Raw genomic sequence first — 13470 nt, forward strand, 5'->3', positions numbered from 1 at the left:
TGGACAGCGGTCGTCCGGTTGCTTGCTATTAATTCAATAGTATTCACCCTCGCCCGCCGTTCAAGCGCAGCACCTCAAAGGTACTTGAAATGCGCGTGATCGTTCTTGGCGCCGGCCTGCTCGGCGTGACCTCGGCTTACTACCTCCAGCAACTCGGCCACGAAGTGACCGTGATCGACCGGCAGGCCACCCCGGCCGCCGAAACCAGCTTCGCCAATGGCGGGCAGATTTCCGTCAGCCATGCCGAACCCTGGGCCAACCCCAGCGCGCCGCTCAAGGTGCTGCAATGGCTGGGCAAGGAAGACGCCCCGCTGCTGTTCCGCATCCGCGCCGACATGCGCCAGTGGCTGTGGGGCCTGCAGTTCCTGCGCGAATGCACGCCGGCGCGCACCCGCCACAACATCGAGCAGATCGTGCGTCTTGGCACATACAGCCGCTCGATGTTGCAACAGTTGCGCCGCGACACCGGCATCGCCTACGACCAGCGAACCCAGGGCATCCTCCACTTCTATACGACGCAGAAGGAATTCGACGGCGCCCTCGCGCCCGCCGAGCAGATGCGCGCCCTGGGATGCGAACGCCAGGTCATCTCGGCAGACGAGGCCGTGAAGATCGAGCCCGCCCTCGCCCACATCCGCCCCAAGCTGGCCGGCGCGACCTACACAGCCGAGGACGAATCCGGCGATGCCAACCGCTTCGCGCGCGAACTCTCCCGGCTCGCGGCCGAAGCCGGCGTGAAATTCCTGATGAGCCACACCGTCACCGCCCTGCGCGAGGCCGGCGGCAGCATCGACCACGTGGAGGTCACCGATGCCGAAGGCCGCTTCCAGCGCATTCGCGGCGACGCCTTCGTGATGGCGATGGGCTCGCTGAGCCCGCTGCTCGCGGCGCCGCTGGGCATCCGCCTGCCGATCTATCCGGCCAAGGGCTATTCGGTCACGCTGCCCGTCAAGGACGCCTCCAAAGCGCATCAGGTCTCGCTGACCGACGACGAATTCAAGCTCGTGTTCTCACGCTACACCTCGGAATCCGGCGACCGCTTGCGCATCGCCGGCACGGCGGAGCTCAACGGCTACGACCGCGACCTGAACCGCGTGCGCTGCGAAGCCATCGTGCGCCGTGTCGAAGAGCTGTTCCCCGGCGCCGGCGACACCACGCAGGCCCAGTTCTGGACCGGCCTGCGCCCCGCCACGCCAAGCAACGTGCCGCTGATCGGCAAGACGAAGCTCGCCAACCTGTTCCTCAACACCGGCCACGGCACGCTCGGCTGGACGCATGCCTGCGGCTCCGGCAAGTCGATCGCGCGTATCGTGAGCGGGCTCGCACCGGAGGTGGATTTCGCGTTCACGGGGATGCCGGCGCCGCAGCCACGCATGCTGCAGCCGGCATGATCCGAGGCTGAAAGGTGTTCAGTCGTTGGACGTGAACACCGTCAACACCCCCGTATAGCCATACAGGTGGTGCCGCGCGATCTCCCCGGCGGCGAAGAACCCGACCAGCGGCACGTCGCCCAGCGCGTGCCGCACGATCTGCAACTCGGCGCCCGGCGCGCCGAAATGCGGGCCGCCACGCCCGGAACAGCTCACGTACACCGCACCCGCGATGCGCCGCGCCGGATGCGGCGCCGCCTCGGCCTCGCCGGCAGCCACGGCGCGCGCGGTGGCCAGCGTCTGCTCTTCGGGCTCCAGCTCTTCGCGGATCTCGGCGCAGATGCGCATCAGGTCGGCCCGCGCCGCCTGCGCATTGCGGCGGCAGAAGGTCAGCCGCATGCCGGCTTCGGCCGTGTCGGCAATCGCGATGCCGCGCCGCGTCGGGTCGAGCCCGATGATGTGGCGCACCAGCACGTCGGCGCCCAGGTCGCCGGTGCGGCGGATGCCGTCGCTGCCCGCGTCGGCCAGCCCGACCAGCGTGTTGCGCACGGCGTCGATGGCTTCCTGCGGCCTCTCCAGCGACACCTGCAGGTCGGCCAGCAGCACGTCCAGGGCCGGTTCGCCGTCGAGCCTGAGCAGCAGGTTGCCGTCGGCCTCGGTGATCTCGCGCTTGCGCACCGCGCCCGAGCGCAGCGGCTGGCAGCCCTGCGTGACGCGCGACACCAGCCGCACGCCGTCGCCGAACACCACGCCCGACAGGCCGCCCGAGAACACACCGCCCGCCGCCCCATGGCCGCGGATGTTGCCGTTGCCGCCGACCGCGAACTGAAGCGCGCCGCCACGGCCCGACGAGAGCCCGCCGAACAGGTAGCCGGTGTCGGTGCGGCCCGCCATCTCGGCGATCAGCTCGGTCAGGTCGGGCGTGGCCGGGTCGGCGTGCACCAGCGCGGTGTGGGCCTCGAAGCCGCTCATTTCGGAGTTGCCCAGCGGCGCGACGCCGGAGAACACCCGGTACTGGTCGCTCGGCAGCGCGCAGAGCATCAGCGTCATGCCGGGCTCGTCGAAGTATTCGGCGTTGTTGGCCGCCACGCCGATGCCGACGGTGCCCGACCAGTCGGTCACCTCGGGCAGTTCGGCGCTCAGGTGGTCGAGGATGTCCTGCGCCTCGGCGGCGTAGTGGTCGGTGATGTAGAGCAGCCCGAGCGTCGGCGACGGCGCGTAGTCGGGCAATGCCATCTGTGCGCGCAACTGGGCCAGCACGAGGCCGGCCGCCATGCGCCATTGCGGATGGGTGGCATGACCGGAGGGAAACAGTTTCATGATGCGTGCCAACCCGTTCTTTCCAAAAAATGTATGGGTATGACGTCAGCGCCGGCTGGAGGTTCGCTTGCGCGCGGCGGTCGACGTCTTTTTCCTGGCGGCCGGAGCCGCCGCCTTCTTTGCCGCGGCAACGGGCTTGCGGGCCTTGGTTGCCGCCGGCTTGCCGCCCATCGCCTTGCCGACCGCGTCGGCCAGCGGCTGGGCCATGGCCGGCACCTTCAGCTGCGCGGCGTCCTGCAGCGCCGAGCTGGCGATCTGCTGGAACTGCTCGGTGAGCGAGCCCCACCACTGCATGGGATCGATCACGCCGGCGCCCTCGCCGGCCTTCGATTTCGCGGCGGCCGGACGCGCGCGCGTCTTCGTTTTCTGCGGCGCCTGCGCTTCCTCTTCCTCGGGCAGCTCGTCTTCTTCCTCGACCTCCTCGGGCTCCGGCTCGACCGGGGCTGCCGAGGCTGCTGCCGCGGGCGCCGGGGCCATGGCAGCAGCCTGCTTGGTGAACGCGCTGGCGATGTCTTCCATGCGCACGTTCATGCCGCGCAGCGTCGACAGCGTCATCTTCTGCACCTCGAGCGCCTGGATGGTGGCCTTGAGCGCATGGCCGTTCTGCTCGAGCCAGTACTGGACCGTCTTGAGTTCCTGGATGCGCTTGTCGACTTCTTCCACGCTCAGGGTTGGTGCGACCCAGCTCGCGAGGCTCGGAATTCCCGGCACCGAACCGGCGCCTGCACCCGCCGCGGCGCCGCCGGCGAGGTTCTTCAGGAAGTCGAATCCGGGGACGAACTGGCTGAAGTCGAAGGGCTTGCTGGCGTTGCTCATGCGGAAGGTCTCCTGGGAGGGTTTTCTTGTGTTCCCAGCTTACTCCAAGCCCTTGCCGTCCGGCCCGGCCGGCGCGGGGATTTACCTGCCGTCAGAGTTCGTCGCGGACCTTGCTGAAAACCTTCCAGAAAGTGGCGTCCTGCGAGGTCGCGAAGTTGATGCGCATCATGGTGCTCGGCGGCCGGCGCGCATGGAACAGCGAGCCCGGCGCCAGCAGGTAGCCCTGGTCGAGCATGCGCTGCGTGAGCGCGTCGGTGTCCACGCCCGTGTCGACCCAGCCGAACAGCCCCGCCGGCTCCGACGCGAAGGTGCAGCCGTGCGACATGGCGAGCTTCACCGCCCGCCCTCGCGCCCCGTCGAGGCGGATGCGCACCCGCTCCGAATGCCGGCGCAGCTGGCCCTGGTCGATGCACCACGACAGCGCCCGCTCGAAGAGCGTGGGCGAGGTCAGCGTGGCCAGCAGCTTGGTCTCGAGCAGCCGCTCCTTCAGCGCGGGCGGCGCGGCCAGGAAACCGATGCGCCAGTTGGGCGCCAGGATCTTGGCGAAGCCGCTCACGTAGATGGTGCGCTGCAGCCCGTCGAGCGCGCTGAGCCGGGTGGCGTGCTCGGGCGCGAGGTGGCTGTAGGTGTCGTCCTCGACGATGTGGAAGTCGTGCTCGTTCGCCAGCTTGAGCACGCGGTGCGCGCTGCCCGGCGTGAGGCTGTAGCCGGTCGGGTTGTGCAGCACGCTCACGCTCACGAACAGCTTGGGGCTGTGCAGCTTGCAGTACTGCGCCATCACCTCCAGATCGGGTCCGTCGGCGCGGCGCGGCACCGGCAGGATGCGCATGCCCAGCGCCTCGAGCCGCGCGAATTCGAGCGCCCATCCCGGCTCCTCGACCATCACCGGGTCGCCCGCGCGAAGCAGCGTGCGGCTCACGATGTCCAGCGCATGGGTGGCGCCGATGGTGGTCACGATCTGGTCGGGCGTGGCCGGCACGTTGATGCCCACCAGCTTCTGCGACAGGCTGCGCCGCAGGCTCATGTCGCCGGCGGGCTCGCCGTACTGGAGCGACAGCTCCTGCAGGGCGGCCGTGCTGGTCATGCGCCGCACGGCCGTGGGCATGAAGGTCGACGACATCCAGTCGGGCGGGAACACGCCCATGCCCGGCTGCGGCTTGTCGCTGGGCCGGTGGAACATGCTGCGGATCAGCGAACTGGCGTCGGCCGGCACGCGCGAGGCCATCATCTGCACGGCGATGGCCGCCGGCATGCCGATGGCATCCGGGCCATTGGTCCCATGGGTGCCATTGGTGCGATTGGCCAGGCGACCTTCCTGTACCGGCGCGGCGTCGCGCACATAGAAGCCGCGCTGCCGGCGGGCTTCGACCAGCCCCTGCGCCAGGAGCTGGTCGTACGCGGCGACGACCGTGTAGGGGCTCACCCCCTGCTGCCGCGCGCATTCGCGCACGGAGGGCAGCCGCGCGCCGGGCGGCAGCAGCCGGGTACGGATGCGTTCGGCCAGCCGGTCGGCCAGCTGGCCCGTGAGCGACTGGGTGGAGGTTCTTGTCAGCATGCGTGCCCGTGTTCCAGAAGAGCCTTGTGGGCTCTGTGCCGAAGGAATGACCAATACAGTTTCAGTGTTTGTTCGATCATCTGTACTGGAACTGTAATGGTCTCAAGTTTAGAGTGTGTGTCATGAACTGGCAAGAATTCACCGCGCTGCTGGTGCTGGCCACGGCGATGAGTTTCTCGCCCGGTCCCAACACCACGCTCTCGACCGCCCTGGCGGCCAACGGCGGCCTGCCGCGCGCGATGCGCTTCGTGGTCGCGGTGCCGGTCGGCTGGACGCTGCTTCTGGTGCTGTGCGCCGCAGGCATCGGCGCGCTGGTGGTGGCGGTGCCGCCGCTGCGGGTGGCCATCAAGGCCCTGGGCATCGGCTATCTGCTGTGGCTGGCCTGGAAGCTCAGCGGCAGCGCGACGCTCGGCAACGCCGACAGCGCCAGGCTGTCGGTCGGCTTCGGCCAGGGCGTGATGCTGCAGTTCGTCAACATCAAGGCCTGGCTGCTGGCGCTCACGCTAGTGGCCGGCTGGATCGCCGGGCAGCCCGATGCGCTGCGCCGCTTCGCCATCGTGGCGCCGGTGATGCTGTTCTTCGCCTTCGCCAGCAACTTCGCCTATGCGCTGGTCGGTGCCCTGCTGCGCGATTGGTTGTCCAAAGGCGCGCGGCTGCTGTGGTTCAACCGCGCGATGGGCCTGGTGCTGGTGCTCACCGCCTGGTGGATGGTGAGCGTATGAGGCCGGGCATCAAGGACGAGACGCTGGGCATGTGGCTCGGCGTCGTCGGCGTGGCCATGTTCGCCATCACGCTGCCGATGACGCGGCTGGCCACCGGCTCTCAAGACGCGCCGCAGTTGTCGCCCTGGTTCGTCACGCTCGGGCGCGCGGCGCTGGCGGGCGTGCTGTCGGCCGTCTTCCTGCTGGTGACGCGCTCGCCGCGCCCGGCGCCGCACCAGTGGCGGCCGCTGGGCATCGCGGTGCTGGGCAATGCCGTCGGCTTTCCGCTGCTGCTGGCCTACGCGCTGCGCGTGGTCACGGCCAGCCATGCGGCGGTGGTGACGGCGCTGCTGCCGCTGGTCACCGCGGCCGTGGCGGCCTGGGTGCTGCACCAGCGCGCACGGCTGGGTTTCTGGCTCTGCGCCATCGCGGGCAGCCTGCTGGTGGTGGTGTTCTCGGTGCTGCGCGCCAGCCAGGCGGGGCACGGCTTCGGCTTCGAGTGGGCCGACCTGCTGCTGGTCGGCGCGGTCGTCGCGGCATCGTTCGGCTACATCTACGGCGCGCAGGTCACGCCGTCGCTGGGCGCCGAGCGCGTGATCTGCTGGGTCTGCGTGATGGCGCTGCCCGTCACGCTGCCGGCCACGCTGGCGCTTTGGCCGCGGCAGCCCGTTGCCACCTCGGCCTGGCTCGCCTTCGTGTACGTGGGCATGTTCTCGATGTGGATCGGCTTCTTCGCCTGGTATCGCGGCCTGGCGCTGGGCGGGGCGCTGCGTGTGAGCCAGACGCAACTGCTGCAACCATTCCTGTCGATCCTGGCGTCGATCCCGCTGCTGGGCGAGCCGCTCGACGTGGTGACGCTGGGCTTCGCGATCGCGGTGGTGTCCACCGTGGTCGTGGGCAAGCGGCTGTCGCAGCCGGCCAGCCCCGCCACCAACCCGGCACAGGCCGCAGCGCCGAAAATGACGCCTGCCGCCGCCCGCAAGGCCAGCCCGCACGGACGCTGATCCGCCGTACCCTCTCCTTCGAATCTCACCTCACCGCCTGAAAGAAGAAAGCCATGAACTGGAAACTCGCCGCCCGCGCCGCAAAGATGAACCCCTCGGTGCTGCGTGAAATCCTGAAGGTCACCGAGCGCCCCGGCATCATCAGCCTGGCCGGCGGCCTGCCCTCGCCCAAGACCTTCCCGATCCAGGCGTTCGCCGACGCCTGCGCCGAAGTGCTGCACAACGACGGCCAGGCCGCGCTGCAGTACGCCGCCAGCGAAGGCTACGCGCCGCTGCGCCAGGCCGTGGCCGACATGCTGCCCTGGGACGTCGACGCCTCGCAGGTGCTCATCACCACCGGCTCGCAGCAGGGGCTGGACCTCGTCGCCAAGGTGCTGATCGATCCGGGCAGCAAGGTGCTGGTCGAGACGCCCACCTACCTCGGCGCGCTGCAGGCCTTCGGCCCGATGGAGCCGACCCCCGTGGGCGTGGCCAGCGACGACGAAGGCGTGATCGTCGACGACCTCGTGGCCAAGGCCAAGGACGCGCGCTTCGTCTACCTGCTGCCCAATTTCCAGAACCCCACCGGCCGCACCATGACCGAGGAGCGCCGCGCCGCCGTGTCCGCCGCCGCCGCGCAAGCCAACCTGCCGATCGTCGAGGACAACCCCTACGGCGAGCTCTGGTTCGACGAAGCCCCGCCGCTGCCGCTGGCCGCGCGCAACCCCGAAGGCGTGATCTACCTGGGCTCGTTCTCGAAGGTGCTGGCTCCCGGCCTGCGCCTGGGCTTCCTGGTGGCGCCCAAGTCGATCTACCCGAAGCTGCTGCAGGCCAAGCAGGCGGTCGACCTGCACACGCCGATCTTCACGCAGCGCATGGTTTCGGCCGTCATGAAGGACGGCTTCCTGGACCGCCACGTGCCCACCATCCGCGCCCTCTACAAGCGCCAGCGCGACGCGATGATCGCCGCGCTCAAACGCGAGATGGCCGGCCTGGACGTGAAGTTCAACGCGCCCAAGGGCGGCATGTTCCTGTGGGCGCGCCTGCCCGAGGGCGTCGACACCGTCACGCTGCTGCCCAAGGCGGTGGAGCGCAACGTGGCCTTCGTGCCGGGCGCGCCGTTCTACGCGGGCGAAGGCGATCCGCGCACGCTGCGCCTGTCGTTCGTGACCGCGAGCGTGGAAGAGATCGACACCGCCATCGCCGCGCTGGCACAGACGCTGCGCGAAGAACTGGTGCTGCTCGGCGACAGGCAGCTCGCAGCCGCGCAGATCTGAAAGCCTCACAGGAGCCTTTCCTTGATCGGCCTCGCGACGCTCTCGCTCTTCCTGCTCGCGGTACTGGCGCTGTTCCTGTCGCCGGGCCCGAACATGGCGTTCGTGCTCTCGCACGGCGTGGCCCATGGTCCGCGCGGCGGGTTCGCGGCGGCCGTCGGCATCTCGGCGGCCGACCTGGTGCACACGCTGTTCGCGGCCACCGGCGTCACCGCGCTGGTGGCGGCGTGGCCGCCGTCGTTCGACGTGCTGCGTTATGCGGGCGCGCTGTACCTGGTGTGGCTGGCGGTGCAGGCGCTGCGAAGCGGCGGCGGCCTTCGCGTCGGCGCGCGGGCGCAGCCGGCCGGCTTCGGCCGCATCGTGCGCATGGCGCTGCTGAACAACCTTGTCAATCCGAAGGCGCTGCTGTTCTTCATGGTGTTTCTGCCGCAGTTCGTCGACCCCTCGCGCGGCAGCGTGCCGCTGCAGCTGGTGCAGCTCGGCGTGGTGCTGTCGATGGCCGCGCTGGCCTTCAATACGCTGCTGGGCGCGTGCAGCGGGCAGATCGGCCGCTGGCTGCACGACCGGCCCGGCGCGGCGCGGTTCCAGAGCGGCCTGCTGGCCGCCGTGATGCTGGGGCTGGCCGTGCGCCTGCTCTTCCTCGATCGTCCTTCACCTCGCTGAAGAGGGCTTGCCATGAACGTTCTGAAGATCGCGGCCTTCTCCGATGGCGAGACGGGCGGCAACCCCGCCGGCGTCGTCATCGCCGATGCGCTGCCGCCCGCGGCGCAGATGCAGCGCATTGCCGCGGAAGTCGGCTTTTCGGAAACCGCGTTCGCCGCCCGCGCCGATGACGGCGGCTGGCGCGTGCGCTACTTCGCGCCGCAGTCCGAAGTGCCCTTCTGCGGCCACGCGACGATCGCGCTGGGTGCCGCGCTGGCAATGCAGCAAGGCGACGGCGTGTTTCCGCTCGCGCTCAACAATGCGCGGATCACGGTGGAAGGCCGGCGCAGCGGCAGCCTGGTCGAGGCCGCGCTGCAGTCGCCGCCCACGCGCAGCGCCGCGGCGTCGCCCGAGCTTGTGGCCGAGGCCCTGGCCCTTTTCGGCCATGCCCGGCAAGACCTGGATCCGCGCATCCCGCCGGCCATCGCCCACGCGGGTGCCGACCATCTGGTGCTGGCCCTGAATAGCCGCGCGGCGCTTTCGGCGATGCACTACGAGCTGGAAGCCGGCCGCGCGCTGATGGCCCGCGCCGGGCTCACGACCATCGTGCTGGTCTTTGCCGAGACCGCGCAGCGGCTGCACACGCGCAACCCTTTCGCGTCCGGCGGCGTGTACGAAGACCCCGCCACCGGCGCCGCCACGGCCGCGCTGGCCGGCTACCTGCGCGACATCGGCTGGCCGCACGGCGGCGCCATCGACGTGGTGCAGGGCGAAGACATGGGCATGCTGTCGCGCCTGCACGCCGACATCTCGCCCGTGCCGGGCAGCTCCATCCGCGTGTCGGGCACCGCGCGCATCATGCGGCCCTGAGCCGCCGAAGAACCTGCAAAAGAAAGAACCCGACCATGCTCAATATCTGGGGCCGCATCAGCTCGATCAACGTCCGCAAGGTGGTGTGGTGCGCGCAGGAACTCGGGCTCGACTTCCAGCGCACCGAGGCCGGCGGCAAGTTCGGCATCGTGCAGACGCCCGAATACCTGGCGCTCAACCCGAATGCCATGGTGCCCGCCATCGACGACGGCGAAGGCGCCGAGCGCGTGACGCTGTGGGAGTCGAACGTGATCGTGCGCTACCTCTGCGCCAGGCATTCGCACGGCAATTTCTACCCGAGCGAACTGCCCGCGCGCTTCGACGCCGAACGCTGGATGGACTGGCAGCAGACCACGCTCAACCGCGCGAGCCGCGACGCCTTCATCCAGTGGGTGCGCACGCCGCCGTCGGAACGCCAGAGCGCGCTCATCGACGCCTCGGTGCGCGAGAGCGAGGCGCTGTTCGCGATTCTCGACGCGCACCTGGCCAGGCGCGCCTATCTCGGCGGCGACAGCTTCACCATGGCCGACATCCCCGTCGGCTGCGAGGCGCACCGCTGGTTCGGCCTGCCCGCGGCCGAATACCGCCGGCCGAGCTGGCCGAACGTGGAGCGCTGGTACGCCGATCTCCTTTCCCGCCCCGGCACGCGCGGCGTGCTCGATCTAAGCCTCGAATGAAACTGATGAAATCCCGCCCCTTCAAGCAAGTCGACGTCTTCACGGCCACGGCCTACCGCGGCAATCCGCTGGCCGTGGTGATCGACGGCGACGGCCTCGACGACGCCGCGATGCAGCGCTTCGCGCAGTGGACCAACCTGTCCGAGACCACCTTCCTGCTGCCGCCCACCGAACCGACGGCCGACTACCGCGTGCGCATCTTCACGCCCGGTGGCGAGCTGCCCTTTGCCGGCCACCCGACCATCGGCAGCTGCCATGCATGGCTGCAGGCCGGCGGCAAGCCCAAGGCGCCCGGCATGGTGGTGCAGCAATGCGGCGCGGGCCTGGTGCCGCTGCGCCGCGAGGGCGAACGCCTGGCCTTTGCCGCGCCGCCGCTCAAGCGCAGCGCGCCCAGCCCCGCGCTGCTGGCCAAGGTGGCTGGCGCGCTGGGCCTGAAGGCGCAGCAGATCATTGCGGCGCAGGTGCTCGACAACGGCCCGGTCTGGTTCGGCCTGCTGGTCAATGACGCCGACGCCGTGCTGGCGCTCACGCCCGACCACCGCACGCTCAAGGAGCTCGGCGTGAAGGCCGGCGTGGCGGGCGTTCCCGCGGCCATCGACACCTCGCCGCTGATCGGCCGCTCCAACCGCGAGGCCCGCGCCTTCGGCAACCGCCCGGCCGCCGAGTACGACGACGGCGCGAAGATCGACCTCGAGGTGCGCGCCTTCGCCGAGCCCGTCGGCGTGCAGGAAGACCCGGTCACCGGCAGCCTGAACGCGAGCCTGGCCGAGTGGCTGATCGCCGACGGCCACATGCCCGAGCGCTATCTCGCGGCGCAAGGCCAGTGCCTCGGCCGCGCCGGGCGCGTGTACATCGAGCGCGACGCCGAAGGCCGGATCTGGGTCGGCGGCGACGCCGTGACCTGCATCGACGGCCAGGTCACGCTGTAGGCATGACGACCGCCATGCGTGCGCGACTCGACCACCTCGTGATCGCCGCGGCCTCGCTCGACGAGGGCGTGGCGTGGTGCGAAGCCACGCTCGGCGTCATGCCGGGGCCGGGTGGCACCCATCCGCTGATGGGCACGCACAACCGGCTGCTGAATATCGCGAGCGATGCATTCCCGGCGGCCTACCTGGAAATCATCGCGATCGAGCCCGGGCGGCAGCCCTCGCGGCCGGGCACGCGCCGCTGGTTCGACCTGGACGACCACGAACTGCGGGCCGGCCTGGCCCGGCAGGGGCCGCGGCTGATCCATTTCGTCGCGCGCGTGCCCGACGCGCATGCGGCCATGCGCGCCCTGGCGCACGAAGAGCATGCGCACATCGACCGCGGCCAGTTGCTCGAAGCCTCGCGCGACACGCCGGCCGGCCGGCTCGAATGGCAGATCACCGTGCGCGACGACGGCCAGCGGCTGTTCTACGGCGCGTTGCCCACGCTGATCCAGTGGGGACCGGTGCACCCCACCGACGCGATGCCGGCGTCCGGCCTTGCGATGCGCGCATTGCGGGCCACGCACCCGCGCGCACCCGCCCTCGCGGCGGCCCTGTCGGCCATCGGCATGCAGGACATGCGCGTCGATGCCGGCCCGCCCAATCTCGTCGCGCTGCTCGACACGCCGCGCGGCCCCGTCACGCTCGAATCCAAAGGACTCTGACGATCATGCTGACACTCACGGAAATCGCGTGGTTCGCCCTCGCCTCCCTGCTGCTGGCGCTCACGCCGGGGCCGAACATGATCTATTGCGTATCGCGCACGCTGATCCAGGGGCGCCGCGCCGGACTCATCTCGCTGGGCGGCGTGCTGGCGGCTTTTCTGGTGCACCTGTTCGCGGCGGCGCTGGGCCTCACCGCGTTGCTGCTGGCCGTGCCGCTCGCATTCGACGCGATCCGCATCGCCGGCGCGGCCTACCTGATGTGGCTCGCATGGCAGGCCGTCAAGCCCGGCGGCAACGCGCCCTTCGAGGCCCGCGCGCTGCCGGCCGATCCGCCGGCCAGGCTGTTCCGCATGGGGTTTCTCACGAACCTGCTGAACCCGAAGGTGGCGATGTTCTATCTATCTTTCTTTCCGCAGTTCATCCATCCCGAGCGCGGCTCGGTGCTGCTGCAGAGCATGCAGCTGGGCGCCGCCCAGATCGCGACCAGCGCGGCGGTCAACACCGTGATGATCGTCGGCGCCGCCAGCATCACCGCGGTGCTGTCGCAAAGCGCGGGCTGGCTGCGCGCGCAGCGCTATGTGATGGGCAGCGTGCTGGCCGCGCTGGCGGTGCGCGTGGCGCTGACCGAACGCAAGTGAGCAAGGACCTCCGATGAGATTCACCCGAGAAGAGATCGAGGCCGCGCAGCGCACCGTGCGCTCGGCCATGCCGCCCACGCCGCAGTACGCATGGCCGCTGCTCGCCCGGCGCCTGGGTGCCACCGTGTGGGCCAAGCATGAGAACCACACGCCGGCCGGGGCATTCAAGATCCGCGGCGGGCTGACCTACTTCGAGACGCTGGCGCGCGAGCAGCCCGGCGTGCGCCACGCCATCAGCGCCACGCGCGGCAACCACGGCCAGTCGGTCGGCTTCGCCGCGCGGCGCCATGGGCTGGCCGCGACCATCGTGGTGCCGCATGGCAACTCGCTCGAGAAGAACGCGGCCATGCGCGCACTCGGCGTCACGCTGGTGGAGCACGGCGACGACTTCCAGGCCGCCGCCGAACACGCGGCGCTGCTGGCCGAACGCGACGCACTGCACCGCGTGCCTTCGTTCCACCGCGAACTGGTGCGCGGCGTGTCCACGGCCTATGTGGAGTTCTTCGACGCACTGGCGCACACGCCACCGGACGTGATGTTCGTGCCCATCGGCCTGGGTTCCGGCTTTGCCGCCGCGGCTGCGGCGCGCGCGCATTGCGGGGCGAAGACCAAGCTCATCGGCGTGGTGTCCGCGCACGCCACGGCCTACCGCGATTCCTTCCGCGCCGGCAAGCCGGTCGAGTCGCCTGTGACCACGCGGCTGGCCGACGGCATGGCCTGCCGCACGCCGGTGCCCGAGTCGGTGGAAGTGATCTTGCGCGAAGCCGACGACGTGATCGCCGTCACCGACGACGAAGTGGCCGAGGCCATGCGCATCCTCTTCAGCGACACGCACAACGTGGCCGAAGGCGCGGGCGCGGCGGCGCTGGCGGGTGCGCTGCAGCAGCAGGAGCGCTGGCGCGGCAGGACGGTGGGTATCAGCGTGAGCGGCGGCAATGTCGATACGGACATGTTCGCCGGGGTGCTGGCGCGCACCGCTTCCTGAGCC

The 13470-nt window shown here is 70.1% G+C and carries 14 protein-coding genes; 11 read left to right on the forward strand and 3 right to left on the reverse strand.

Annotation, left to right across the window (positions count from 1 at the left end):
* The first annotated feature begins 89 nt into the window (after positions 1–89).
* Complete coding sequence (locus tag AC1RVW_RS12450; RefSeq protein WP_493200198.1) at positions 90–1391, forward strand: D-amino acid dehydrogenase; 1302 nt, start codon at positions 90–92, stop codon at positions 1389–1391.
* 18 nt (positions 1392–1409) lie between these two features.
* On the opposite strand, the gene AC1RVW_RS12455 is transcribed toward AC1RVW_RS12450, so the two are convergent.
* From AC1RVW_RS12455 to AC1RVW_RS12465, 3 genes are all read right to left on the reverse strand, one after another.
* The gene (locus AC1RVW_RS12455; RefSeq protein ID WP_493200200.1) at positions 1410–2690 is read right to left on the reverse strand and encodes an FIST signal transduction protein; all 1281 of its coding nucleotides are present in this window, start codon (positions 2688–2690) and stop codon (positions 1410–1412) included.
* Positions 2691–2735: 45 nt separating this feature from the next.
* The gene (locus AC1RVW_RS12460; RefSeq protein WP_493200202.1) at positions 2736–3506 is read right to left on the reverse strand and encodes a PhaM family polyhydroxyalkanoate granule multifunctional regulatory protein; all 771 of its coding nucleotides are present in this window, start codon (positions 3504–3506) and stop codon (positions 2736–2738) included.
* A gap of 91 nt (positions 3507–3597) precedes the next feature.
* On the reverse strand, positions 3598–5061 hold the full coding sequence (locus tag AC1RVW_RS12465) for an aminotransferase-like domain-containing protein (protein ID WP_493200203.1): 1464 nt from the start codon (positions 5059–5061) through the stop codon (positions 3598–3600).
* Positions 5062–5183: 122 nt separating this feature from the next.
* On the opposite strand from AC1RVW_RS12465, the gene AC1RVW_RS12470 reads away from it, so the two are divergent.
* Genes AC1RVW_RS12470 through AC1RVW_RS12515 form a run of 10 tightly spaced genes read left to right on the forward strand, consistent with a single transcriptional unit; the run spans position 5184 to position 13467 of the window.
* The gene (locus AC1RVW_RS12470; RefSeq protein WP_081268328.1) at positions 5184–5783 is read left to right on the forward strand and encodes a LysE family translocator; all 600 of its coding nucleotides are present in this window, start codon (positions 5184–5186) and stop codon (positions 5781–5783) included.
* Complete coding sequence (locus tag AC1RVW_RS12475; RefSeq protein ID WP_106935836.1) at positions 5780–6766, forward strand: DMT family transporter; 987 nt, start codon at positions 5780–5782, stop codon at positions 6764–6766. Before AC1RVW_RS12470 ends, AC1RVW_RS12475 begins: the two co-directional genes overlap by 4 nt.
* Positions 6767–6819: 53 nt before the next feature.
* On the forward strand, positions 6820–8022 hold the full coding sequence (locus AC1RVW_RS12480; protein WP_493200205.1) for an aminotransferase-like domain-containing protein: 1203 nt from the start codon (positions 6820–6822) through the stop codon (positions 8020–8022).
* A 21-nt stretch (positions 8023–8043) separates the two neighbouring features.
* The gene (locus AC1RVW_RS12485) at positions 8044–8682 is read left to right on the forward strand and encodes a LysE family translocator (RefSeq protein WP_493200206.1); all 639 of its coding nucleotides are present in this window, start codon (positions 8044–8046) and stop codon (positions 8680–8682) included.
* A 12-nt stretch (positions 8683–8694) separates the two neighbouring features.
* Positions 8695–9531, forward strand: a complete 837-nt coding sequence (locus AC1RVW_RS12490) for a PhzF family phenazine biosynthesis protein (protein ID WP_493200208.1) — start codon at positions 8695–8697, stop codon at positions 9529–9531.
* A gap of 35 nt (positions 9532–9566) precedes the next feature.
* The gene (locus AC1RVW_RS12495; RefSeq protein ID WP_106935840.1) at positions 9567–10208 is read left to right on the forward strand and encodes a glutathione S-transferase; all 642 of its coding nucleotides are present in this window, start codon (positions 9567–9569) and stop codon (positions 10206–10208) included.
* A gap of 5 nt (positions 10209–10213) precedes the next feature.
* Entirely contained in the window at positions 10214–11137 is a 924-nt protein-coding gene (locus AC1RVW_RS12500; protein ID WP_493200210.1) for a PhzF family phenazine biosynthesis protein, read from the forward strand.
* A gap of 14 nt (positions 11138–11151) precedes the next feature.
* Positions 11152–11844 carry a VOC family protein gene (locus AC1RVW_RS12505; RefSeq protein WP_493200269.1) on the forward strand — a complete coding sequence of 231 codons (693 nt, stop codon included), beginning with the start codon at positions 11152–11154 and terminating at the stop codon, positions 11842–11844.
* 5 nt (positions 11845–11849) lie between these two features.
* Positions 11850–12482, forward strand: coding sequence for a LysE family translocator (locus AC1RVW_RS12510; RefSeq protein WP_081268321.1), 633 nt, complete (start codon positions 11850–11852; stop codon positions 12480–12482).
* Positions 12483–12495: 13 nt separating this feature from the next.
* On the forward strand, positions 12496–13467 hold the full coding sequence (locus tag AC1RVW_RS12515) for a threonine dehydratase (protein WP_493200212.1): 972 nt from the start codon (positions 12496–12498) through the stop codon (positions 13465–13467).
* Positions 13468–13470 lie beyond the last annotated feature (3 nt).

Source organism: Variovorax sp. MPBD4-3 (genome assembly GCF_058809745.1).